The organism is Streptomyces sp. NBC_01268 (assembly GCF_036240795.1).
Classification (GTDB): domain Bacteria; phylum Actinomycetota; class Actinomycetes; order Streptomycetales; family Streptomycetaceae; genus Streptomyces.
On sequence record NZ_CP108454.1, the window covers coordinates 7,032,432 to 7,056,905 of the forward strand.

Here is a 24,474-nt window from a genome sequence, read left to right on the forward strand (position 1 = left end):
CCGCCCGCGTGTGTCACGACTGGCCGAAGAGGGCGGCCTGGGCCGCCATGATCTCCTCGTACAGCTCCGGCCGGTGCTCCCGCAGGTGGGCGAGGACCTGGCTCATCTGGGTGCCGACGTTCACGAACGCCGTCGCCCTGCCCTGGAAGTCGACCTCCTCGATCCGTTTGGTGCCCCGGTGCAGCGCGACCACCGTCCAGCCGTCGTCGAGGACGGGCGAGCCGGACGAGCCGCCGCGGGTGTCGGTGAAGTAGACGACGTCCTTCTCGTCCGCCTGGTAGACCAGGTTGTTGCGCAGCGCCACCCGCTTCGGCCGGCCGCCCGGGTGCTGGATGATGTTGACCGCGACCGGCTCGCTCGCGGCGGGGGCCAGCGGCACGGTCGCCACCCGCAGGACCGGGCGCTGCGGCTGCTCCGCCGACAGCCGCATGATCGCGTAGTCCAGGGCCTCGTCCCAGGCGACCAGCGCGCCCGCGGTCGCCTCCTCGGTCTCCGTCTCGTCCGAGCCGTAGTCGAAGCGCGAGCGCGAGTTGCGGACCTGGAGCTGGAGGTCGTCGTCGGTGACCCGGGCCCGGGGGGTGCCGGGCGTGCGGGTACGGGCAATGACCACGTGGTGGTTGGTGACGAGCAGGCCGGGCGCGATGAGCCAGCCGGTGCCGGCGTGCGGGTACGCGGGCTGGAGCGGCGCCCCCGACTCGTACGGCGGGACGCTGATCCGGGCGACGGCGGCACCGGCCTGGAAGCCGCCCTGGAGGAACTCGAAGGGGACCGTGTCGTCGCGGAAGACGATCTCCTCCTTGGCCTCGCCGGGCAGGAAGTCCGCCGACAGCTCGGGTTCGCCGGCCGCGTCGCGGGCCACGTCGTCGAGGGCGCGCTGGAAGACGGCGACCGGTCCCGGCTGGGTGGTCAGGGTGAGGGCGTTGCGCAGCCAGACCTCCAGCGGGACCGTGCCGTCGATCAGCCGCTCCACCCTGTTCACGATCCGCAGGTCGGAGCGGATCTGCTCGAACGGTGTCTTCCGGAGCGGCAGCCCGGCCCGGAAGTGCCGGGTGGTGCCGGCGAACAGCCGGGGCCGCAGTTCGGCGTCGGCGAGCCCGGCCTCGACGGCCGCGCTCTGCACCCGCAGCAGCTCGTCGTCGGTCAGGTACGGCACCGTCCGCCAGGCCGCCTGGGCGGAGTCGGGCGGCGGGGCGAGGCCGGCCTGGCCGCCCGACCCCGGACCGAAGCCGTGCCCGTGGCCCGGGGCGGGCACCGGGGTGCCGGCGTCCATCGCGGCGGCCACGCCGAGCAGCAGGTCGCCGCTGTGGTCGCGCAGGGCCAGCGCCCGCCGCGCGACGCTGTCCAGGGTGCCGTGCCGCAGGGCTTCCCTCAGGGCCTCCTCGACCTGGGCGTACGGCAGGGCGTGGACGGCCGAGGAGGAGCCCGGTACGGCGTGCACGGCGCTGACCTGCTTGGCGCGTGACGGGTCCGTGTCCGGGAGGTCCGGCCGGTCGTCCGCCCCGGCTCCGGCTGCGGCCGACTCCAGGATGCGGGTGAGGGGTTCGCGCAGCTGCGGTTCGTCGGCCATCGCGGTGTCCATCCAGCGGGCCAGCGCCGCCAGCACCGCCTCGTCGTCGCCGGGCAGCCCGACCAGCCGCAGGGTGTGCTCCAGGACGTGCGGGTCGACGCGCCCGGCGGAGGCGGCGGCGGCCCGGGCCAGGGCGGGCTGCTGGGCGAGCGCCTCGTCAGGGATCCCGCGCAGCGTGCGGGCGAGGCGCCGGTCGGTCTCGTCGGAGTCCTCGTCGGCGACGGCGGCGAGCCGGGAGCGGGCGACGAGGACGCCCATCGACTCGTACGGCAGCCCGAGGCCGGCCGCGAGGGACTCGGCCTCCTGGAGGGACCGGTCGGCGTCCACGAAGTCGCCCGCGTCCTGGGCGAGCCGGGCGGACAGCTGGAGCAGTTCGAGCCGGCTCTCCGCGCAGCCGGCCTCCTCCGCCCGGTCCACGGCCCGGTCGGCGGTGTCGCGGGCGTCCGCCGAGCGGCCCGAGCGGGCCAGGGTCTCGACGAGGAGGGCGTGCAGCCTGCTGCACGGGGTCCACGGCAGCCGCTCGGCGAGCCGTTCGGCGGCGGCCTCCACGTACCCCTGGGTGAGCAGGTCCTCGACCTCGCGGGCGGCGATCCGCTCCCAGTCCTCCTGGTCGGCCTCTGCCATGATCTGGTCGGGGACGTGGCCGCCGATCCGGGCCAGCAGGAAGGCCGCCGAGCGGGGGGACATGTCGTGGTCCGCGTCCACCAGGTAGCTCTCGACGCCCGGCTCCCACCGCAGCTCGACCGTGCGCGGGTTCTCGCCGAGCCGCAGCCGGTGGTAGATCTCCTCGGCGCGCGCCGACGGCCCTTCGCGGGCGGCGTAGTAGGCGACGGCCCGGGTGTCGACGGCCCGCATCAGGTCGGTGCGGGCGCTGTCGGAGAGCCGCAGCACGATCGTGCGCAGGTCGGCGCGGTGCCGGATGGCCTGCGGTCCGGCCGACTCCATGAGGTCCAGCCGGGAGACCAGCTTGCCGAAGAGCAGGCCCGCTTCGGAGGCCGAGGTGACGGTGAGCCCGGCCGGCACGGCGAGGACCTCGCGGACCAGTTCGGGGGTGATGACGCGCAGCGCGAGGCCGGCCTGCACCAGGGACCGGACCGTGTCGTCGGAGATGTGCTTGAGGATCCGGTCGTACAGGGTGCCCTGGATGAGCATCTGGTCGACCTTGTAGTGGAAGTACCGGCGCCGCGACGGCAGGGTGGTGAGCAGCTCGCCCAGGGTCTCGGACTCCTCGCCGAGGAGGACGGCCGTGCGGGCGGCCAGCTTCAGGCTGAGCGGATGGCCGCCGACCCGGTCGTACAGGTTCCCGGCGACGTCCTCGTCGTCGACGCCCGAGGACATGAGCAGCTCCACGGCGGCCGGTTCGTCGAGTTCGCCGAGGGCCATGGTGCGCGGGGTCATCACCTTGGCGGGGTGGTCGATGGGGGCCCGCCCGGCGACCACGTAGCGCAGCCGGGGATAGGCGGCGCGCAGCGCGGTCCAGACGGCCCACATCCGGGACATCACGGGGGAGCCGCGGTACTGGGCCTGCTCGAAGGAGTCGAGCGCGATCAGCAGCGGCGGGTCCATCCCGCCGGCCGGGGTGGCGGCGGCACGGGCGACGAGCTCGGCGAGCTCACGGGCGAGCTCCTGCTCGTGGGCGGAGGCGCGGGCGTGGAAGCCGGCCGAGTAGTCGCGGCCGAGGGTGGCCCGGGTCGCGGAGAGCTGGTACAGCTCGTCGAGCTGGTTGCGTTCGCCGCGCTGGGCGGCGGCGGTCTCGCCGCACCGGTCGGCGAGCGCGTCGAACGCCTCCCGGTGGGCGGGGTACTGGATGCCGAGCTGCCGGGCGGCCTCGGCGATCATCGTGGCGGGTTCCTGGATGGAGAGCGTGGGGCGCTCGAAGTCGATGTAGGCGAAGGGGAACCCTTCGGGCGCGGACTCGGCCAGGCTGTCCAGGAGGAACTTGGCGAGCAGGGTGCTCTTGCCGATGCCGCCGATGCCGTGGATGAGCACGGGGGGTTCGGCGGGCTCGGCGGGCAGCGCGAGATAGGAGCGCAGCGCGTCGAGTTCGCGGATCCGGCCGTGGAAGGTGCCCTCGACCAGAAGCCGCATCGGCTGGAGCAGCCGGGCCCGTTCGAGCCGCCGCTGGACGTCCTCGGCGTCCGGCAGCAGTCCTTCGGTGCCGGGCACGTGGCGCAGCCACAGCACGGCCTGCAGGAGGTCGGACAGCTCCTCGACGCTCGGCTCGGAGCCGGTCGGCAGGGCGCCCCACAGCAGGGCGGCCGCGGTGCGTTCGACGCGCGGGCCCTCGGAGAGCGCGTCGAAGTCGGCGGCGCCCAGGGCGGCCTTCGCCGCCGCGGGCCCGCTGAACCCCTTCAGCGTCGCCTCCCGCACCTCCGGGGTGAGCACCCAGCGCAGGGCGTGCTGGGAGGCGGCGAGCGCCGTGCAGTCGTCGACGAGCTCGGCGACGGCCCGGCCGGTGGCCCGCTCCTCGCCGGGCAGCCGCAGGCGCGCGGGGTCGAAGTCGTCGAGCAGGCAGGCCGCCTCGCGGTAGGCGCGGCGCAGTTCGGACACGGCGGGGGTCGCCGGTGCGGCGGGGGTGCGCAGGGCCCTGCGGAGCGGGCCCGTGACGTCATGGCCGGGGGCCAGCGCGAGATAGGTCCGCACGGTCTCCTCGACCGCCGTGCAGACCCGGCGCATGTAGCTGTCGGCCGGGTCGGCGGCCCCGACGGCCCGCAGCACCTCGGCGACGGTGGTCTCCACGAGCCCCGGCAGCAGCTCCTCCTCCGGCGGGGTCGGCGACTCCCGGAAGAACTGCCCGAAGAACGCCCGCAGATCGTCCGCGTCGGCCGCCCGCGAGGTGTCGCGGACCTCGTTCTTGCGGATGTCGTACGGGAGTTGGCGCATCGCGCTGGAGTAGCCGAGCAGGACGAGCCGGGGCACGGTCTGGGAGCGGACCGGGGTGTGCTCGTAGATCGCGAGGGCCAGTTTGCCGATGCAGTCCCAGACGTCGGAGTTCGGGTCGAGCGTGTCGCACTCGTCGAGGACCAGCCAGTAGCGCTCCTCGGCGGCGGTGGCGCGGCTGACGAGCCGGTGCACGGCGTCGTCGATCGAGGGCAGTGGATCGTTCAACTGTGTGGGGTTCAACGGAACTCCGTCGAGGCCGGGCTCCGTCACGAACTCGTCGAGCCGCCCCACCAGCCGCGCCGCCGTCGTGGTCCGCGACAGCGTCACCCGCACCGGACGGAACCCGCAGTGCTGCCCCAGATGGCGGATCAGCTGGTACGTGTACGAGCGCCCGGTGTCCGGCTCGCCGTCCACCACCAGGACCGTCTGCTCGGGATCGGCGACGAAACGGCGCAGCTTCTCGCGCAGCTCGGCCCGGTCGATGAAGACCGCCGTGCCGTCCCGCAGCACCACCGTCGAGAACGGGTCGCGCTCGGAGTGCGCGACCTCCTCGTCCTCGCGCAGCCGGCCCAGCAGCGACCGCAGCTCGGTGCCCCGCCCGGCCGCGTCCTTGGCGTCGAGGCGGTCGAGCGTGTCGAGCCGGGCCAGCGTGGCGAGCAGCCTCCGCTGGTGCCCGATGTCCTTGCGCGCGGCCCCCACGATCCGGCGCGCGTTCTCGTCCCGGTCCGGAGTGAGCGGCAGGTCCGCCACGAAGATCCTGCTCAGGGCGGAGCGCAGCAGCCCTCTGCGGGGGTCGGGGTTGTCGAGAAGGTGGTCCCGCACCCAGCTGGTGACGAGGCCCCACTCCGTCTCGGTGAGAGGCATGGCTCACCTGCCCGCCGTCCTTGCGCCGAATGAGGACGGACTTCCCTGCCATCCTCTCCCCGGGCCCGCAGCGCCGCAATCGCTGCCGGACCCGGGGCGCGCGAGGCGTACTCAGCCCTGCATCGCGATGTCCTCGAAGCTCTCCAGCCGGCGCCAGCGCTCCTCCGGCGCCCGCGTCGGAGGCATCAGGTCCACGTCCGGCAGCGGCCCGAACTCCAGCTCCGTGATCTCCGCGACGTCCGAGACCGGGACCTGGTACGTGCGGTACGGGCCCAGCGGCGGCGGCGCGCCCGCCGTCGCCCCGGCCAGCGCCCGCTCGGCGTCCTTGCTGAGGTCGGGGCTCTGGTCGAGGACGTACGCGGTGGAGGCGAGCGCCCCGTCCTGCATGAAGGCGACCACCTTCCAGAAGCGCAGCGGCACCTGGATGCCCCGGTAGGGCGGGTCGGCGTCCTGCAGCACCGGCCCGGTGAGCACCACCAGCTTCCGGTCGTACTCGGCGGCGTGCTCCAGGAGGTAGTTCTCCAGGCCCTGCCACAGCTGTTTGCCCTGGTTGAACACGTCGGCCTGCGGGGCCGCGTTGGTGTAGTGGAAGGTGTCGGCGTTCGCCGCGTCCGCCACGCCCGCGGCGCCCCACACCGGATCGAGGCGCCGGACCAGGTGCCCGCGGTCCAGGCTGTTGTTGCGGTAGACGTCGTTGCCGGCCTGCTGGTCCTGCGGCACCCGCGGGTCGAAGTTCCAGACGTCCTCGCGGGGCACGTCCTCCAGGAGCTGGGCGCCCTCGATGCAGACGCCGGTCGACGCGGCGAGCCGCCGGTCGGGCCGGAAGACGACGGTGAAGTGCGTGTACGGCAGGAGCACGGTCCGCACGGACTCGCGCACCGGCAGGGGCAGGGGCACCACGGGGCCGAGGAAGGCCTCGTCGTACCCGGCGCGGTCGGAGAACTGGTCGTGCCGGGAATCGCTCGGGTTCATACGATGTAAGTACCGCGCGGGGGAGGGCTGCCCACGGCACCGGACCCGTAGGCCACTCGAACAGACGCCCCCCGGTGCCCCCTCACCCCGGCCAAGGAGGCACCACCATGCCCACCGGCCTTTCACTGCACGTCGGACTGAACAGTGTCGATCCCGACCGCTACGACGGCTGGGACGGCACCCTCGTGGCCTGTGAGAACGACGCCCGCGACATGGCGAGGATCGCCGGTGCCGTGGGCTTCACGCCCACCGTCCTGCTCACCGAGGAAGGAACCGTCGACGGGATCACCGCCGCACTGCGCGACGCGGCGGGCAAGCTGTCGGGCGGGGACATCCTGCTCTTCAGCTACTCCGGCCACGGCGGCCAGGTCCCGGACGTGACCGGCGGGGACCACGAACCCGACCGGCGCGACGAGACCCTGGTCTTCTACGACCGCCAGTTCCTCGACGACGAGGTCCACCAGGAGTTCCTGCGCTTCGACGACGGTGTACGCATCGTCACCTTCTTCGACTGCTGCCACAGCGGCAGCAGCATCGAGTTGCCGGGCACGGCGGAGGTCAGAGGGCGCTATGTGCCCGAGCCCCGGCAGATCGCGCTCTACGACCGCGACCGGGACTTCTACGACGACCTCCAGCGCTCGCTCGCCAAGGCGGCGGCCGCCGACGGCGACGGACAGGGACCCCCCGTGATCCTCGTCTCCGCCTGCCAGGACAACCAGGTCGCCGCCGACGGAGCCGTCAACGGCGCCTTCACCGAGGCGCTCCTCGAGGTCTGGCGCGACGGCGCCTTCCACGGCGACTACCGCACCTTCCACAAGGCGATCCAGGCCAAGCTGCCGCCCACCCAGAGCCCCAACCTCTACACGACCGGCTCACCTACGGAGGCCTTCCTCGGTCAGAGACCCCTCACGGTCTGACATCCCTCCCCGACGACGGTCCGGACGGCCCGACGCTCCACAGGCTGCCTCCCCGGACCGCCGTCCCGTCCCGGCCGGACCGCGCCCCCGGCCACGGCTCCACGCGGCCGCGGTCACGGCGCCGGCGGCCCCGGGCACTGCTCGGCGCTGCCCCGGCCACGGTCTGGGCCCGCGGTCCGGGCGCTGCCCGTTTCACGGCCTGAGCGCGGTCGCCAGCTGGGCGCGCGAGCGTACGTCCAGCTTCTGGTAGATGCGCGTCAGCCGTGCCTCGACCGTCTTCACGCTCAGGTACAGCTTCGCCGCCGCCTCCTGGTTGCTGGCCCCCTGCCCGACCAGCCGGGCCAGACGCAGCTCCGCCTCGGTCAACGCGGACAGCGCGGGCAGCGCCTCCTCGCCCACCGGACCCTCACCCGCCGGCCCGGCCGGCGTCTCGCTCGTCAGCACGAGCCAGGGCGCCGCCCCCGCCCGCTCGAACACCCCGGCCGCCGTCTGCAGCGCGGCCTGCGCCGCCGACCTGCGCCGGCGCCTGCGCTCGACCCGGGCCAGCGCCACCAGCGCCCGGCCCCGCTCCAGCGGCAGCCCCGCCCGCGCGAAGCGCTCCGCCGTGCGGGTGAGCAGCTCCGCCGCCTCGTCGGTGCGGCCCTCCGCCGCCAGGCACAGCGCGTACGCCCGGTCGCAGCCGAGCAGCACCGAGGTCCGCCCGAGCCGCTCGGCCACGGGCCGTACCTCCGCGAGGACCGCGACGGCCTCCTCGACGGCGTCGTGCGCGAGCAGCGCCTCCGCGAGCTCCTCGTGCCAGCGCAGCATCGACGGGTCGACCGTGGACTGCGCGCGCTCGTTGGCCTCGACCCGGCGCAGCGTCTCCAGGGCGGCGGCGACGTCCCCGTTCACCAGCTGGACCCGGCCCAGCGCGTACAGGCTGCGGGAGAGGAAGACCCGGTCGCCCTCCTCCTCGGAGGCCTGGACGCTGCGCCGGGCGTAGCTCGCCGCCCGGCCGAAGCTGCCGCCCGCGGTCTCCGCGAGCGCGAGGGCGTACCACGCGGGCCCCGGCGACAGTCCGGCCTCCAGGGTGAGCCCGAGCGACTGGCCCGCGTGCGCCAGGGCCGCCGAACAGGGGCCCAGCCGGGACTCGATCTCCGCGAGGGTGCTCAGCAGCTCGATGGCGTCCTCGACGGAGCCGCGCCGCTGCACCAGCGGGAGCAGCGCGTTCAACTGGTCGCGGGCGTCCACGAGACGTCCGTCGAACAGGGCGTGACGGATCGTCAGGATCTGTGCCGCGTTACGGATCCCGGACGGACGCTCGGCCGTCTCCAGGGCCCGGGCCTGTGCGAGCACCGCGTCCGCGTCCGAGGAGCCGAGCGCCCGCTCCATCCGCGCCTGCACGGTCAGGGCCTGCGCCGCCGTGCGCGGATCGCCCATCGAGGCGGCGAGCGCGGCCGACTCCACCGCGGCCGCCCGCGAGCGCAGCGGATCGCCGTCCGCCAGCACGTACTTGACGGCCAGCCGGAGCTGCACCGCCGCCCGCAGCGCGGTGTCGCCCTCGGAGTCCTCCATGGCGTGGACGTACATCTCGTCGAGCCCCGTCAGGCCCTGCCCGGCGGTGTCCAGGACGGCGAGCCGGGCCCGCACCCGGTCGGCGGGCACCGCGTCCCGGGCCAGCAGGTCGGTCGCGGCCCGCATGGCCAGATCGGCGCGGGCCGCGCGGGCGGCCTCCTCGGCGGCGTCGACGAGCCGGGCGATCCGCCGCGGACCGTACTGCCCGGGGGTCGACTCGGCGGCGAGCAGGGCGAGTTCGGCGGCCAGCGCGCGGTTGCCGCGGCCCCGGGCCAGGTCGGCCGCCGCGCCGACCTCCGCGGCCAGCTCCTCGTCCGGTGCGTCGGTGGCGAGGGCCCGGTGGCGTACCGCCTCGACGGGATCGTCGACGACCTTCGCCAACGCCGCGTGCCCCGCACTGCGTTCGGCCCAGCAGGCGTCGTGCACCAGGGTGGACGGCAGCAGCCCGGCGGTGAACGCGACCGTGCCGTCCTCGGCGAGCGACACCAGGCCGGCCCGTTCGGCCGCCGCGAGGTCCGCCTCCGCGTTGGGGCGCCCGGCCCGGCGGACCAGCGCCGCCGAGGGGCGCAGCGCGAGCGCCGCCAGGAGCAGGGTCTCGCGCACGTCCGGCGGCGCGGTGCCGAGGAGTTGCCGGGCCAGGTCGCGGGCCCGGCCGGACAGGGTCAGCGCCTCGGCGTGGTGCACCGGCGTGCGGGCGTCGGCGAGGGAACGGCCCACGGCCAGCGCGAGGCGCGGGTTGCCGCCGCTCGCCTTGTGGATGCGCCCGGCCATCCGGGAAGGCAGCCGGTGGTGGATGAGGAGTTCGGCGATCTCGTCGGCGTGCAGCGGCGGCACGAGCAGCACGTCCGCCTCGGACGGCACCCACAGGTGCGTGTCGTGCGCGTCCTGCGTGCCGTACGCCTCGTACGCCTCCGGCGTCTCCACGGAGACCACCCGCAGCGTGGGCGGGGCCAGGTGCAGGGCGAAGCGGAGCAGGTCGGCGCTGTCGGGGTCGATGTGCTGCACGCCGTCGACGACGAGCAGCGCGGGGCCGCGCGCGGTGATCGCCCGCAGGATCCGGGCGATCCCGAGGCGCAGCGCGATCGGGTCCCAGCCGCCCTCGTGCAGCGGGGCCTCGCGGCAGAGCATGGCCACCGCGGTCCGCTGCGGGCCCGGCAGCGCGTCGAAGACCCCGGAGGCGGAGACGCCGAGCGGACCGTGCGCGGCTGCCGGGGGACCGGACGGCGCGGTGTCGTACGCGGGGGTGGAGTCGTACGCGGCGGTGGATCCGTACGCGGGGGCGGCGCCGTCGGGGGCCGGGGACCGCGGCTCGGGGAACGCGAGGTCCTCGTCCGCGGCGGGCACGCCCCTGGGCGTGCCGTGTGCGGCCCCGGGCGTGCCGTACCCGGCGCCCGGCGGCGTGCCCGTGGGCGCGTCCGGTACGGCCGGGGCGGCGGGCCAGGTGACGGTGGCCGCGACCGAGGCCAGCAGCGCGGCAGCGGTCGCGCCCGGTATGTCCCGGTCGGAGGGGAGCGTGGCCAGCCACAGCACGGTCTCGCCGCGCGCCTCGGCACGCGCCGCCGCGGCCAGCGCGACCTCGGTCTTGCCGACCCCGGCCGGCCCGGTGAGCAGTGCACGGCCCCGCGACTGCAGCACGCGTTCGAGGCGGGCGAGGAGTTCCTCCCGGCCCACGGGCGCTGGGGGCGCTGTCGTCATGCTTCCACCACCCTCCGGCCCTCGGGGCCCGGCCCATGAGCCCCGTTGCGCAGAGAATACGGAGCCTGTCGCCCCAGTCCAGGCCCTGTGTCCGGCATACGGACAGCGGGTGCCGGTCGACGGTCCGTCACCGGCACCAGGAAGCGCCCGTGGTGTAGACCACGAGCGCTTCGCTGACCAGCGGTGATGCTGATGTGGGGGGTGGTTCTGACGAGAAGCCGACCGAATCAGAAGGTCAGGCTCCACGAGTCGATGTAGCCGGTGTCACCCGAGGCCACATCCCGGACCTGCAGCTTCCAGGTGCCGTTGGCGACCTCGCTGGACGCGTCGACCGTGTAGGTCGCGAGCACGTTGTCCGCGCTGTCGGACGAGGAGGACGCCTTCAGGTTGCGCACGGTGCCGTCGGGGGCGACCAGGTCGACGACCAGGTCCCCGCGCCAGGTGTGCTTGATGTCCACGTCGACCTTGAGGGCGGCCGGCGCGTTGCCGGTGCGGCCGGTGACGGCGATCGAGGAGGACACGGTGGTGTTGTCCGCGATGGTGACGTCGGTCGCGTTGGTGAAGACGGTGCCGGCGGGCGGCGTGGTGGTGACCGCGTCGACCGTCTTGGCGGCGTCGGCGATGCCGGTGCCGCAGCCGCCGGTGCAGGTGCCGGGCAGCGGGCGGGCGTTGGTCTTGATCGCGGACTCGATGTCGGCCGGGGTCAGGGTCGACTTGGCCGACTTCAGGAGCGCGGCGAGACCGGCGATGTGCGGGGCCGCCATCGAGGTGCCCTGGTAGGGCTTGTAGGTCTCGGTCGACTGGACGGTGGCGCCGGAGTTCAGCGTGGAGTAGATGCCGTTCTCGGGCGTGGTGACGGTGCCGGGGGTGTCGGTCGCGCGACGGGTCTCGCCGCCCGGGGCCGCCACGTCCACGATGGTGCCGAAGTTGGAGTAGAAGGACCGGTTGCCCTCGCGGCTGGTCGCCGCCACCGTGATGACGTTCGAGCAGTTCGCCGGGGTGAAGCCGGACGCGTTGGCGTTGCTGTTGCCCGCGGCCACGACGACGGTGGTGCCGCGCGAGACGGCGCCGTTGATCGCGTTCTGGTAGACGCTCGGGCAGGTGGCGCTGGCGCCGCCCAGGCTCATGTTGATGACCTTGGCCGGGGTCGGGTTGGCCGGGATGCCCGCGACCGTGCCGCCGGAGGCCCAGGTGATCGCGTCGGCGATGTCGGAGGACGAGCCGCCGCACTTGCCGAGCACGCGCACGGGCTGGATCTTCGCGTTGTACGCGATGCCCGCGATGCCCTTGGTGTTGTTGGTGACCGCGGCGATGGTGCCCGCCACGTGGGTGCCGTGCCAGGAGGAGTTGGAGGCCTTGGAGCCGGTGCCGCACTCGCCGTCCGTGGCGTTCCAGTCGCCCTCGTCCTTCGAGTCCGCGTCACGGCCGTTGCCGTCGCGGGCGTCGGCGGAGGTGGAGATGAAGTCGTAACCGGGGACGACGTTGGCGGCCACGTCCGAGTGGGCGGCGTAGCCGGTGTCGATGACGGCGACGGTGACGCCCGAACCGGTCGTCTTGTTCCAGGCGGTGGGGACGTTCATGCCACCGGTGGGCTCGAAGAGGTCCCACTGCTTGGCGTAGTCGGTGTCGTCCGGGGTGACCGCCATGGCGTACGCGCGGATGTCCGGCTCCACGGAGGCGACCTGCGGGTCGGCGCGGAAGGCGTCCATGACCTCGGCGACGTCCTGCTGGGAGGCGGAACCGCCCAGGTCGACCAGCGCGGCACCGCCGGACAGGCGGCGCTCGAAGGAGAGCTTCTCGCCGGTCTTGGCGGCCTTGTCGGCCGCGTCGCTCTTGGCGGCGGTGTTGGAACCCGCCTCGGCGGACGAGGACTTGTAGGTCACGATGACCTTGTCGACCGGGGCGCTGGGCAGCGCGGTCATCGACTGGGAAGCCGGGACGGGCTTCGGGGTGGCAGCGGCCGGGACGGCGGCGAACGCCCCGGTGGTGGTGGCAGCGGCGCCGAGGATCGCGGCGCTCGCGACGACCACGGATATGACTCTCCGCCTGGAACCGTTCAAGGTGTGGCCCTTTCGAGTACGACGTGAGTGGAGCAGTGGCGGCGGCGCGGGATCCGCGGGGCGAAGTGGGGTCGCTTCCGTGTCTCCCTGGGCGTGGGGGCCCGTGCGCCGCCACCGGCGCGACGGCCCGGGTCAAGGCCGTCCCCGACGGACATCACTGACCCTTCTCATGCACCTGACAGGTGGAGAAGGGGGAGGGGATCCGCCGGTGCGGCAGACAGTAGGGAAAGCCGAGGTGAACTCGATACGGGGAAAACCCTTGTCACCCCTCGGGGGAGGGAGGGGGAGGGGTGGGGAAACCGGCCCGCGAGGAAAGGGGAGCCGCGAGGTTTACCAGGTGACGGCGCCTGAGGGAGGGGGCGGGACGGGGCCGGAGGGGCGCCGGACACAGGCCGGGCCGGGGCGGATCCGAGGGGCCGTCGGACGGGGCGGCGACGGGGTGACGCCCTGGTGAGGAGGGCGGGGGAGGCTTCGGAGCGGGGACGGTGGACGGTGGGAGGAGGAGGGGCCGTGGGCCGGAGGGGCGGGGCGGCGGGGTCGCACCGCCTCCGCCCGCTCGGCCTCCGGGTCAGCCGAGTTCGAGGGTGGTGACCCCGAACACCCGGTCCGCCGCGACCGGGCGGATCGGACCGGTGTACATCCGGGCCGTCTCGAAGGTCGGCTCCAGACCCCGCTCCTCGGCGAGCCGGGCCGCCGCCGGATTGGCCTCCGGCATGTCGACGGCGATCCGCTCCGAACCGAACGCGCGGGCCTCCGCGGCGAGGGCGTCCAGGAGCGCCGCCGCGTCGGCGGGGGTGTCGGCGAAGAGCGGTCCGACCCGGGCCTCCTGCTCGGCGGGCCGGACCACGCCGTAGCCGGTGACGCGCCCGTCGGTCAGCCGGACCAGCGCGCGGTGGCCGGGCGTCGCGAGCCAGGACGCCAGGAAGCGCGGGCGGTCGGCGGGGTGACAGGCGCCGTCGTACGCGGCGAGGGCGGCCGGATCCACCCGCTCCACGGGCACCACCCCGGCAACCGTCCCCCCGGACAACGGGACTTCCCCGACGAAACGGGCGGTCCGGTAGGCCGGGGCGAACCCGGACCTGCGGTAGTTGTCCTGCTGCGCCGGCACCCCGTCGAGCCCGACGGTCCGCTCACCCGCGTGCGCGAGCGCGGCCCGCCAGGTCGCGAGACCGTGGCCGAGACCGCGCTGGTCGGGGCGGACGAGATAGAACCCCAGGAAGGAATACGCGTCGCTGTAGTTGACGACGGAGATCGCCGAGACCGGCTCCCCGTCGAGCCGTCCCAGGAAGAACCCCTCGGGGTCCTGCGCGAAGAACGCCGGAGCGTCGGAGACACCGGGGTTCCACCCCTCGTCGGCCGCCCAGTCGCGCACCAGCGCCCAGTCCTGGAGCGAGGCGCGGGTGATCTGCAGGGTCATGGAGGTCCCTTCGGCGGAGGACGGAGCGCGGCGCGCACGGGGAGGGGAGCCGCCGAGCATAGCGGCGCGGCCCCGTCCCCCCGACGTACCGCAGTCGCTTTCCGGCCGCCCCCGGTCAACCCTCCCCCGACCCGACCCGACCCGACCCGACCCGACCCGACCCGACCCGACCCGACCCGACCCGTTCCGATCCGCCCCGTTCCGATCTAACCCGTTCCGATCCGACCCGATCCGACCCGAGCGGCCGCCGACTCGTCGGGCGCGAGAGGTGACACCGGCCCCGGCCCGAGCGCCGACGGTCACCCCACCAGCCGCAGCGCCGTCTCCGCGACCCCCACCCGTACGGATTGACCCCAGGTCAGCTCCAGGGCGTCCGACTCCATCCCGTCCCCGAACGCCACCAGCCGGTCCGACTCGACCACGAGCCGCAGCGTGTCGCCGGCCCCGAGCAGCCCCTCCACGCGCCCGGTGCCGGAGGCCGGCGAGGGCCAGGCCTCGCGCACCGACCAGGCGAGGCGCGGGGCCGTCGGGGCGGGCAGCGGGACGGGGCTGGAGCGCTGGTGCCAGAGCGAGCGCAGCCAGCCGGTCGCGCCCGTCCCGGTGCCGACGAGGACACCCGAGGAGGCCTGCCGCTCCGCCGGTCCCGACGGCGCCTGGAGGGTGTAGCGGGCGGTCTGGTGGCCGGGTGCGCCGACGTAGACCTCGTTGAGCGCGAGCAGCCGCTGCCCGTCGTCCGTGACGGCCTCGGCCATGGTCAGGCTCTCCACCGCCGTCCGCACCCCCGTGGCGGACGGCAGCAGCCGGTGGGCGTCGGCCGCCCGGTGACGGACCAGGACGCCCGGGTTGCGCCCCGGGTCGACGTCGATGCCGACGACCGGCTGACCCGTCAGGTACTTGGCCGCGTTGGCCACCAGGCCGTCCTGGCCGACCACCACGACCACGTCCTCGGGGCCGAAGAGGAAACGGTCGAGGTCGGCCCTCTCGACCTGGGCCCGCCGCCACCGCAACGGCACCGCGGCCGCCACCTCGGCGAGCGCCCGCGCGGACCGCTCGTGACGGTCCCGGACCTCGTCGGCCGAACGCCCCCGCGCGGCCAGGAAGAACGCGGCCTGCCCGTGCGTCCCGTGCCGGGCCAGCAGCTCCTGGTACTCGGTCGTGCGGTGCACGAGCACCGCGCGCGGGGCCAGGCTCACGAGCCCGTACCGCCGCCCAGCCGGGCGAGCAGCCCGGTCAGGACGTCCGGCGAGAGGGTGAGGTGCTCGATCCTCGGCAGCTGCTCGGCCGCCCGGGTCGCGGCGAGGGCGTGCAGCGTCGCCGCCGGGACGTCCGCGTGCGCCCGCAGCCAGGCGGTCTGCGCTTCGGCGCGCGCGGCGCCGACCTCGCGCGCCGCCTCCGCCTCCGCGCGCGCCAGCCGTACCGTGCGCGCGGCCTCGGCCTCGGCCCGTACGGCGTCGGCGGCCGCGCTCTCCTCGGCCTCGCGCCGGGCGTTGATGCCCCGCTGGTCGACGAGCCGCTCCTCCTGCCGGGCCAGCTCGATCTTGCTGGCCAGCTCGTTCTCGGCGATGGCGCGCTCGCGTTCCACCGCGACCGCCCGCCGCTCGTAGGTGGCCCGGTCGGCCTCCTGCTGGATCTGCTCACGGGCGGGGGTGCGCAGGGCGCGCTCGACCTCGGGTTCCGGGCGCAGGGCCACCACCCGTACGGCCACCACCTCGATCCCCGTGTCCGGCAGTCGCGGTTCGGCGCCGAGACCGGCCGCCATCCGGTCCCGTACCGCCGCGACCCCGTCGACGAGCGCCTCGGCCAGCGGGATGCGGGCCAGCACGTCGAGGGCGTGCTGCTGGGCGCTCTCGGTGAGCAGGCCGGCGATCTGCTCCAGCGGGGTGCCGCGCCAGACGCCCGTGTCCGGGTCGACGGAGAAGTCGAGTCGGGTGGCGGCCGCGCCGGGGTCGGAGATCCGGTACGTGACGGTCGACTGGACGCTGACGTCCTGGAAGTCGGCGGTGCGGGCGTGGAAGGCCATCGCCAGCTCGCGGTCGTCGACCGGGACCTCGGAGAGGGCGGCGGACAGCGCCCGGAACCAGAAGCTGAGCCCGGCGCCGTCCTGGACGATCCGGCCGCCGCGCTGGTAGCGGATGTGGGCGGTGGGCGCGGAGCGCAGATGGCGCCAGCCGGCCCGCCGGGTGATGTCGGCCATGTGGGACCTCCCCTTGTCGTCAGGATGACGATAGGAGGGGATTCCGCTTGTCGTCAAGATGACGAGATGACGAGATGACGAGATGACGAGATGACGAGATGACGAGATGACGAGATGACGAGATGAGGGGATGAGGAGATGGCGGGATGGCGGGATGGCGGGAGGGAGATGCAGGGAGGGGAGGGGCTGGGCTCAGGCGCCGGGAGGGCCGGTGCCGGGCTCAGCGCGCAGGCTCGGGTACGGGCGAAGGAACGGGCACGGGCACGGGAACGGCCAGGCCGGGCAAGGGGCCGGCCGACGGCGGCGCGGTCAGCGGTCCGGACTCGACGCCCGTGGCGCGCCCGGCGGGTTCCGGGATGCCGCTCAGGAGGGTCTCGTGCGCGGGCTCCGGGCCCGCCGCGGACTCCTCGGTACCCAGCCCGGTCGTCAGCAGGACCACCCCGCGGGCCGCCACCAGCGAGGCGGTGGCCGCGACGGCCCAGCCCCAGGCGCCGGCACGGAAGGTCTCGCCGAGCAGGGCCACGCCGATGACGGCGGCGGCGGCCGGGTTGGAGAGGTTGACGACGGCGAGCGGAGCGGCGAGCCCGCCCCGGTAGGCGGCCTGGGAGAGCAGCAGCCCGCCCACCGCGAAGGTGGCGATCAGCACCGCGAGCAGAGCGGTCTGCCACCAGCCGGTCGGGCCGCCGGGCAGGTCGCGGGCGAGCGCCGCGGTCAGGGTCTGGGTGAGGGCCGAACCCACCCCGGAGGCCATCCCGGACGCGGTGGCGTGGCCGAGGCCGCGCCCCCGGGAGGCGGTCCCCGCGCGGGCGCGTGAACGGGAGGCGAGCAGTCCGATGAGGAGCAGCGTGGCCGCCGTGACGATCAGGGCCTCGCGCAGGTTCAGGGCCTCGCCGGGCGCGGCGGGTCCGGTGACGGCCACCAGGCCCACCAGGCCCACCAGGGTCCACAGCGCGCCGCGCCACTCGGCGCGGGTGACGCGCCGGTGGGCGCCGTACGCGCCGATGGGCAGGGCCGCGACGAGGGTCAGCGCACCCAGCGGCTGGACGAGGGTGAGCGGCCCGTAGTGCAGCGCGGCCACGTGGGCGAGGGCCCCGGCGGCGTTCAGGCCGACCGCCCACCACCACTGGGGGCGGGCGAGCAGCCGGCGCAGCGCCCCCGGCCCGCCGGCGGAGGCCGAGGCGAGCCGCGACTGGGCGACGGCCGCCAAGGCGTACCCGGCGGCGGAGACGAGGGAGAGGAGGATCGCGACGGCGGTCCCGGTGGCGGGGCTCATCGCAGCGCTCCGACGGTGGCAGTGGTGGGGGAGAGCGGCACCAGGGTGCCGGGTCCGGTCTTCCGGCCCGGCACGGGCACGACGAGCAGGGCGAGGCCGAGCAGGACGGCGGCGGCGAGGGCGTCGGACCAGTAGTGGTTGGCGGTGCCGACGACGACCAGCAGCGTGAGCAGCGGGTGCAGCAGCCACAGGAAGCGCCACCGTGAGGAGGTCGCGGCGATCAGGCCGACCGCGACCATCAGGGCCCAGCCGAAGTGCAGGGAGGGCATCGCGGCGAACTGGTTCGCCATCGAGTCGGTCTCGGGCGTCGCGCCGTACACGGAGGGTCCGTACACCTGGGCGGTGTCGATCAGGCCGGTGGCGGCGAGCATCCGCGGCGGCGCGAGCGGCAGGAGCAGGTGCAGGCCGAGGGCGGTGGCGGTCAGCAGGGCGAGGGCGCGGCGCGACCACACGTAGTGCGCGGGCCGGCGCCAGTAGAGCCAGGCGAGGAAGGCGAGGGTGGCGGGGAAGTGCACGGCCGCGTAGTACGTGTTGGCGGCCCGGACCAGACCCTCGCCGTGCAGGAGCAGCTGCTGGATCGTTCCCTCGCCCGGAAGGTGCAGGGCGCGCTCGAAGTCCCACACGCGGTCGGCGTTGTGGAAGGCGCGGGTCTCGTGCCCGTTCGCGAAGAGCCGGCCGAACTTGTAGACGAGGAAGAGCGCCGTCACCAGCAGCAGCTCGCGCACGAGGGGCGGTCTGGGGGTAGCCGTCACCCCCGGTCCTGCAGGACGTGGTCTCCGTATCCCGCGTATCCCGGCAGCCATGGCTCGGCCCCTTTTTCCGTCAATTCGGACAGCAAACGGAGGAACTCTAGATCCGAATTCATCGAGACGCAAGCGTCTCGATACGTTTGCGTCTCGATTGTGCACCCCCTACTCTCGTATGTGCAGAGACAGCTGTCCGCTGGGTACGGGGTGTCCGGGAGGAAATCGATGTCCACGCAGGCCGCGACCGCCGCCGCGAAGCGCGGCAAACTCACCCCCGAGCGGGAGACGGAGCTGTACGAGGCCGTCATCTGTCTGCTCCGTGAGGGCGGCTACGACTCGGTCACCATGGAGGGCGTCGCGGCCCGCACCAAGTGCGGCAAGGCCACGCTCTACCGCCAGTGGGGCACCAAACCGCGCCTCGTCACCGCCGCTCTCGACAAGCGCCGCTGCGCCGTCTTCACCGGCATCGACACCGGCACCCTCGTGGGCGACCTGCGCGCGGCCGCCGGTGTGGCCGCCTCCCGCCGCGAGCGGGACGCGGAGCTGATGGAAGCCGTCAGCCAGGCGTACATCCAGCACCCCGACCTGCGCGCCGCGCTGCGCGAGACCGTCATCGAACCCGAGGTAGCCGCCCTCGACGCGATGCTGCGGCGCGCCGTCGAACGCGGCGAGATCGACGCCGGAAACCCCGCCATCGGCTTCGTCGCCCCCAGCTTCCTCGGCATGCTCCGCATCGAGCGCCTCTTCGAGGACCGCTTCGCCGACCCCGACACCCTGCGCACCTTCGTGGACGCCGTCCTGCTGCCCGCCCTCCGGGTACGGGACATGCCGGCCGCCGGGCCCCCGCACACCTCCGAGATGTGAACCGCCCACCGCTCCGGCACCCTGAACCCATGCCCGAGCCCACGCCCCCCACCTCCCCCTCCGGCGTCCGCGTGCGGCGGATCTACGAGCCGCCCGAGCCGGACGACGGACTCCGGGTGCTCGTCGACCGCCTCTGGCCCCGCGGCCTGGCCAAGGCCGACGCCCGCATCGACGAGTGGCCCAAGGCCCTGACCCCCTCCACCGAACTGCGCCGCTGGTACCACGGCCCGGACGGCGCGTACGAGGAGTTCCGCCGCCGCTACGAGCGGGAACTCGCCGAACCGCCCGCCGCCGAGGCGCTGGCGGCCCTGCGCGCCCGCGTGGCCGAGGGCCCGGTGACCCTGCTGACGGCCGCGAAGGACCCGACGGTGAGCCATACGGCGGTGCTGACCGCGCTGTTGGGGCAGGGCGCGGGCTGAACCGCGGCCGGCGGGACGCCGTCACGGTGCGGTCCTTTCGGGCCACCTCGGCCCCGGCCCCTGTTCAGCGGCCGGACCCGTCGGCACCATGGGCGGCGGGACCCGGCGCGGCAGCGCACGGCCCCACCCCTCTCGTCTCGGCGCTCGCGAGGAGGCACCGCGTGGACCCGGACCAGGCCCGCCGACGACGGCACGCCGTGCTCGACGCGCTCCAGCGCGACCCGTACCCCCTCTACGCCCGCGCGCGCCGCTCCCAAGGCCTGACCTTCGTCCCCGCCTTGGACGCCTGGCTGGTGGCACGCGACGCCGACATCCGCGAGGTGCTCCTGAGGCCGCAGGACTTCTCCTCCGCGCAGGCCCTGCGCCCGGACGTGCTGCCCGACCCCGCCGCGCTCGCCGTCCTCGCGCGGGGCTTCGCACCCCGGCCGACCGTCGTCTCCACGGACGGCCCGGCCCACAGCCGCCACCGGGCCCCGCTCAACAGCGGCCTCTCGGCCACCCGTACCGCCGCCCTCACCCCGTACGTCCGCCGACAGGCGGAAACCCTGGCGGACGCCTTCGCCGGCACGCTCGCCGAGCAGGGCCGGGCCGACCTCATGGCGCACTACGCGAGCCGTCTGCCCGGCGCCGTCGTCGGCCGGCTCCTCGGCCTCGACCCCGCCGACGTGCCCGCCGCCGTCCACGGCTCGTACAGCGCCGAACGCCTCCTGTTCCGGCCGCTGCCCGAAGAAGAACAGATCGCGGCCGCCGAGGACGTCCTCGCGCTCCAGCGGCTCCTCGACCGCTACGCCCGCGACCGGCGGGCGCAGCCCCGGGACGACCTGATCAGCACCATGGTCGGCGCGCTCGCCCCCGACGCGGGACTCGGCCCCGGACCGCGCGGCCTCACCGAGGACCAGCGCTGCGAACTGGTCTCCAATCTGCAGAACCTGCTGATAGCCGGCCACCTCACCACCACCGCCCTGATCGGCGGGACGGTGCTCCACCTCCTGCGCCACCCGGACCAGTGGCGGCTGCTGTGCCGCCGGCCGGAGCTGATACCCGCCGCGGTCGAGGAGGCGGCCCGCTACGACACGGCGGTCCAGGGCTTCCGCCGCACGACCACCCGCCCGGTCGTCCTCGCCGGCACCGAACTGCCCGCCGGGGCCGTCGTCTTCCTCGCCTACGGCTCCGGGAACCGCGACCCGGCCCGGCACCGCGACCCCGACTCCTTCGACATCACCCGGCCCCGCCCGCACGCCCGCCACCTGGCCTTCGGCCACGGCCGCCACGGCTGCCCGGGCTCCCAGCTGGCCCGGGTCCAACTCCGCACCACGCTGGAGGTGCTGACCGACCGCCTCCCCGACCTCCGCCTCGCGGACGGCCCCGCCCCGGTGATGCGCCCGACCCTCATCCACCGCTCACCGGAGGAACTGCTCCTCACCCGCTGAGCAGCAGCCGCGGCGCCTCCGCCGCGGCGTCCGGCACGGCGGCGCCGGTCACCTCCACCCGGGCCGCCAGGCCCCGCGCCCACACCACCACCCCGGCGACGTCGACCCCGTACGTCGCGGCCCCCGGCCCCGCCGCGTACCCGGCGATCCGCTCCGCCCCGCGCCGCAGCAGCCGCGCACCGCCCGTCGCGTTCCCGCGCGCCGCGTGCGTCAGGCCCACGGCCAGCTGGGCGAGCCCCTGCCACAGGTCCCGCTCCCGCCCGGGCCCCGACTTCCAGGCGTCCTCGAACACCTCGTGCGCGTGGAACGGCATCCCCGCGTCCAACAGCCGCTGCGCCTCGCGCACCGTCTCGCCCGGCGCCCGCACCAGCCCCTCCGGCTGCCGCGGCACCCCCTCGACCCCGTACGGCAACGGCCGCCCGAGCCCGTCCCGCGGCCGCGCACTCCGCGCCCGCCCGTCCCGGTCCCGATCCCTGTCCATCCCCCCATTCTCCGCCGCCCCACCCGGTGACACCCCGTGTGGTGATCCACCCCGTGAAGTGAGGTAATGTTCTCTTGCACGCAGCCGCCGGGGACAAATCGGAGGCAGACGGGCACCGGGACGTGGCGCAGCTTGGTAGCGCACTTGACTGGGGGTCAAGGGGTCGCAGGTTCAAATCCTGTCGTCCCGACTTGCTTGTACGCAGGTCGGAGGCCGTATCGGAAGGATCCGATACGGCCTCAAGATCGTTTTTGGGGACCAGTTGGGGACCAGGACGGTCGTCGTGGCTCGTCAGAGGGCGGCAACTGCCATCCCCAGCCGCCCCTGGGCAACTCATTCTCCCGAGATTCTTCCCAGCGGCGGCTGGTTCGTGGGGCGGATCGCTGCCGGCGAGGGAAGCGATCCGAGTTCTTACTCGCATCGCGCGGCGTAGCCGAGTCGCAGGTGGCCCCCGCCCGGTATCCAGGTCAGTGATGCGAACTTTCCGCCCCGCGGGGCGACTTGGTGTGGCGGCCCCTAGAGGGGGTGGGGAAGTCGTGCTGCACTACTGCGGATAAGTGCTGCCCGGCGTCCAGAAGACCCCGTTGATGAGGGTCATCAGGGCCGGTAGACCAGCTCCAGGAGGACGGCCGCGATGAGGAGCCACGCGCCGGCGCCGAGCAGCCACACGCTGTCGAGGACCAGCCCGAGGGGACTGGCGAGGCAGGCTCCGCCGGCGAGTGCGACCGAGTGCCGGCGCAGGCTGTGGTCGGAAGGGAGGCGTCCGTCGGGTCGCTTCATGGGGCCGAACTGTAGGGCGCGGTCGGGCCGGCCGGCCGTTGCCCGTGAAGTCTTCACGCGAACCTGACGCCCCGCGCCGTCGAGGACGGCGTCAAGGAGCTGTCAGGGGAAGGGCGGGTGGCGCCAAGAACGCGCCAGGAAGGGCAGACATGCCCGGGGTGGGGCCGGACGCTGATCGGAGCCCGATGTGAAGGAGTCCGTCCGCATGACCACCTTGACCACCGAGAAGGACGCCGTGCCCGGTGCCGAGGAGCCCCCTGACAGCGGGGCGCGGCACAAGCTGACCGCCGTCACCGGTCTGGCCGCGCTGTCGCTGGACGCGATGGCGTCGGTGGCGTACGGGCCCGAGGCCATCGTGCTGGTGCTGGCCGCGGCCGGCGGGTACGGGCTCGGTTTCACGCTCCCGGTCACGCTCGCCATCGCGGGCCTGCTGGCCGTCCTGGTCGCCTCGTACCGGCAGGTCATCGCCGCGTTCCCGGACGGCGGCGGCTCCTACGCCGTGGCGAAGGCGCACTTGGGGCGGCGGACGAGTCTGGTCGCGGCCGGCTCGCTGGTCCTGGACTACGTCCTCAACGTGGCCGTGGCCGTGACGGCGGGTGTGGCCGCGCTGACGTCGGCCTTCCCGGGCCTGTATGGCGACCGGCTGGTGATCTGCCTGGGCGTCCTGGTGCTCATCACGGCCGTGAACCTGCGCGGGATCGTCGACTCGGCCCGCGCGTTCATCGCGCCGACCGCCGTCTTCGTCGGCGCGATCCTCGCCATGATCGCCGTCGGCCTGTTCCGCGACGCGCCCGTCTCCACCGCCGCCTCCGACGGGCACGCCTCCGTCCTCGCCGACAACGCCACCACCGTCGGCGCCCTGCTCCTGCTCAAGGCGTTCGCATCCGGCTGCTCCGCCTTGACCGGTGTCGAGGCGATAGCCAACGCCGTGCCCTCCTTCCGGGCGCCGGCCGCCCGGCGGGCGATGCGCGCGGAGGTCGCGCTGGGGGCACTGCTCGGTGTGATGCTGATCGGACTGTCGGTGCTGATCTCCCGCTTCGGGCTCCAGCCGGTGGAGGGCGTCACCGTCCTCGCCCAGCTCGCCGACGCCTCCCTGGGGCACAACTGGGCCTTCTACGTCATACAGTTCGCGACCATGGTGCTCCTCGCGTTGTCTGCGAACACGTCCTTCGGAGGCCTGCCCGTCCTGCTGAAGCTGTTGGCGCGTGACAATTACGTTCCGCACGTCTTCGGGCTCAAGGCCGACCGTCAGGTGCACCGGCACGGCGTGGTGTGGCTGGCGGTGGTGTCGGCGGCGCTGCTGGTGTTCTCCGGCGGTGACACCAACACCCTGGTTCCGCTTTTCGCGATCGGGGTGTTCGTGGGCTTCACCATCGCCCAGACCGGCATGGTGCTGCACTGGCGGGCCACCCGGCAGTGGGGCAGGGCCTTCCTCAACGGTCTCGGTGCCGTCCTGACCGGCGTCTCCGCGATCGTCGTCACTGCCGCGAAGTTCCACGACGGTGCCTGGCTGATCGTGATCGCCCTGCCGCTCCTCGTCCTCGCCTTCGAGACCGTCCACCGCGCTTACGGGCGGATCGGCGAGCGCCTGGGCGTCGGCCGCGTCCCCGAACCGCCGCACCGTGAGCGCTCCCTCGTCCTGGTCCCCGTCTCCTCGCTCACACGGCTCACCAGCGAGGCCCTCACCGCCGCCGTCTCCCTCGGTGACGAGGTCCGGGCCGTGACCGTCTGCCACCCCGACCCCGAGGACCGTGGGCAGACCGAGGCGCTGGAGCGGGACTGGGCGCTGTGGAACCCGGGCATTCCGCTGGTGCGGCTCTCCTCCGAGAGGCGCTCGCTCGGCCGGCCCGTCAGCTCCTACGTACGCGAGCTGCGCGCGGCCGCGCCGGGCACCCGGGTCACTGTGCTGATCCCGGAGGCCGAGCCGGAGCACCTGTGGCAGCGGCTGCTGCAGAACCAGCGGGGCGCGGTCGTGGCCCACGCCGTGCGCAGGGACACGGATGCCGTGATCTGCCGGCTGAGGTTCCGGCTCGGGGCTCGTTAGCCGGCTGGCTCGTCCCTGTCAGCTGCGCCTCGAAGCCGTCGAGGATCGCCGCGAGGCCGAACGCGAAGGTGCGGTCGGGGGCGGCGGTGTACTCGGCCGCGGCGCTGCCGTCGAGGCGTTCGCGCAGACGGGGGAAGTGCATGGCGACCTCGGTGGCCGCCGCCATCGCGTCGGCCAGCTCTTTCTCCGGGTCGCCGCCCTTGCCGAGGCGGCGGGTCAGCGAGACGTGCGCGGCGGCGCCCAGCGCGCTGCCGAGGACGTAGACGAAGACGGTGGCCGCGGCCCGGTCGGCGTCGGCGGGCGCGAAGCCGGCC

General features: G+C 74.4%; 16 protein-coding genes, 1 tRNA gene and 1 pseudogene. 6 read left to right on the forward strand and 12 right to left on the reverse strand.

Going from position 1 to position 24,474, the window contains the following annotated elements; all coding sequences use genetic code 11:
• Nucleotides 1–13 precede the first annotated feature (13 nt).
• Nucleotides 14–5,314 (reverse strand): trypsin-like peptidase domain-containing protein, encoded by a 5,301-nt coding sequence (locus OG309_RS31675; RefSeq protein WP_329426088.1) that lies wholly within the window; start codon nt 5,312–5,314, stop codon nt 14–16.
• 111 nt (nt 5,315–5,425) lie between these two features.
• On the reverse strand, nt 5,426–6,286 hold the full coding sequence (locus OG309_RS31680) for a DNA/RNA non-specific endonuclease (protein WP_329426089.1): 861 nt from the start codon (nt 6,284–6,286) through the stop codon (nt 5,426–5,428).
• Nucleotides 6,287–6,393: 107 nt separating this feature from the next.
• On the opposite strand from OG309_RS31680, the gene OG309_RS31685 reads away from it, so the two are divergent.
• Nucleotides 6,394–7,203, forward strand: a complete 810-nt coding sequence (locus OG309_RS31685) for a caspase family protein (protein WP_329426091.1) — start codon at nt 6,394–6,396, stop codon at nt 7,201–7,203.
• Nucleotides 7,204–7,395: 192 nt separating this feature from the next.
• Here OG309_RS31685 and OG309_RS31690 read toward each other — a convergent pair whose 3' ends face one another.
• The 7 genes from OG309_RS31690 to OG309_RS31720 form a co-directional block, all read right to left on the reverse strand.
• Nucleotides 7,396–10,452, reverse strand: coding sequence for a helix-turn-helix transcriptional regulator (locus tag OG309_RS31690; protein WP_329426093.1), 3,057 nt, complete (start codon nt 10,450–10,452; stop codon nt 7,396–7,398).
• Nucleotides 10,453–10,679: 227 nt separating this feature from the next.
• Nucleotides 10,680–12,374, reverse strand: a complete 1,695-nt coding sequence (locus tag OG309_RS31695) for a S8 family serine peptidase (RefSeq protein ID WP_329428651.1) — start codon at nt 12,372–12,374, stop codon at nt 10,680–10,682.
• Between the two features lie 706 nt (nt 12,375–13,080).
• A complete protein-coding gene (locus tag OG309_RS31700; RefSeq protein WP_329426094.1) occupies nt 13,081–13,929 on the reverse strand; it encodes a GNAT family N-acetyltransferase in 849 nt (282 codons plus the stop codon).
• Between the two features lie 299 nt (nt 13,930–14,228).
• Nucleotides 14,229–15,122 carry a hypothetical protein gene (locus tag OG309_RS31705; RefSeq protein ID WP_329426096.1) on the reverse strand — a complete coding sequence of 298 codons (894 nt, stop codon included), beginning with the start codon at nt 15,120–15,122 and terminating at the stop codon, nt 14,229–14,231.
• On the reverse strand, nt 15,119–16,123 hold the full coding sequence (locus tag OG309_RS31710; RefSeq protein WP_329426098.1) for an SPFH domain-containing protein: 1,005 nt from the start codon (nt 16,121–16,123) through the stop codon (nt 15,119–15,121). The genes OG309_RS31705 and OG309_RS31710 overlap by 4 nt, the downstream gene beginning before the upstream one ends.
• Before the next feature lie 220 nt (nt 16,124–16,343).
• Entirely contained in the window at nt 16,344–17,396 is a 1,053-nt protein-coding gene (locus OG309_RS31715; protein WP_329426100.1) for a DMT family transporter, read from the reverse strand.
• Nucleotides 17,393–18,199, reverse strand: a complete 807-nt coding sequence (locus tag OG309_RS31720; protein WP_329426102.1) for a phosphatase PAP2 family protein — start codon at nt 18,197–18,199, stop codon at nt 17,393–17,395. The genes OG309_RS31715 and OG309_RS31720 overlap by 4 nt, the downstream gene beginning before the upstream one ends.
• Nucleotides 18,200–18,367: 168 nt before the next feature.
• Between OG309_RS31720 and OG309_RS31725 the strand changes: the two genes are divergently transcribed.
• From OG309_RS31725 to OG309_RS31735, 3 genes are all read left to right on the forward strand, one after another.
• The gene (locus OG309_RS31725; protein WP_329426103.1) at nt 18,368–19,006 is read left to right on the forward strand and encodes a TetR/AcrR family transcriptional regulator; all 639 of its coding nucleotides are present in this window, start codon (nt 18,368–18,370) and stop codon (nt 19,004–19,006) included.
• 29 nt (nt 19,007–19,035) lie between these two features.
• Nucleotides 19,036–19,425 (forward strand): DUF488 domain-containing protein, encoded by a 390-nt coding sequence (locus OG309_RS31730; RefSeq protein ID WP_329426105.1) that lies wholly within the window; start codon nt 19,036–19,038, stop codon nt 19,423–19,425.
• A gap of 161 nt (nt 19,426–19,586) precedes the next feature.
• Nucleotides 19,587–20,855: a cytochrome P450 gene (locus tag OG309_RS31735; RefSeq protein WP_329426107.1), complete on the forward strand. Its 1,269-nt coding sequence runs from the start codon at nt 19,587–19,589 to the stop codon at nt 20,853–20,855.
• Here the strand turns inward: OG309_RS31735 and OG309_RS31740 are convergent.
• Nucleotides 20,845–21,336 carry a DUF309 domain-containing protein gene (locus tag OG309_RS31740; protein WP_329426109.1) on the reverse strand — a complete coding sequence of 164 codons (492 nt, stop codon included), beginning with the start codon at nt 21,334–21,336 and terminating at the stop codon, nt 20,845–20,847. The two genes, OG309_RS31735 and OG309_RS31740, sit on opposite strands and share 11 nt — an antisense overlap.
• Nucleotides 21,337–21,452: 116 nt before the next feature.
• On the opposite strand from OG309_RS31740, the gene OG309_RS31745 reads away from it, so the two are divergent.
• Nucleotides 21,453–21,526: transfer RNA gene (locus OG309_RS31745), tRNA-Pro, on the forward strand.
• A gap of 407 nt (nt 21,527–21,933) precedes the next feature.
• Here the strand turns inward: OG309_RS31745 and OG309_RS31750 are convergent.
• The gene (locus OG309_RS31750; RefSeq protein WP_329426111.1) at nt 21,934–22,116 is read right to left on the reverse strand and encodes a hypothetical protein; all 183 of its coding nucleotides are present in this window, start codon (nt 22,114–22,116) and stop codon (nt 21,934–21,936) included.
• A 205-nt stretch (nt 22,117–22,321) separates the two neighbouring features.
• On the opposite strand from OG309_RS31750, the gene OG309_RS31755 reads away from it, so the two are divergent.
• Nucleotides 22,322–24,160 (forward strand): APC family permease, encoded by a 1,839-nt coding sequence (locus OG309_RS31755; protein WP_329426113.1) that lies wholly within the window; start codon nt 22,322–22,324, stop codon nt 24,158–24,160.
• Nucleotides 24,161–24,194: 34 nt separating this feature from the next.
• On the opposite strand, the pseudogene OG309_RS31760 reads toward OG309_RS31755, so the two are convergent.
• Nucleotides 24,195–24,470: pseudogene (locus OG309_RS31760) on the reverse strand (TetR/AcrR family transcriptional regulator); the annotation flags it as partial.
• Nucleotides 24,471–24,474: the final 4 nt, after the last annotated feature.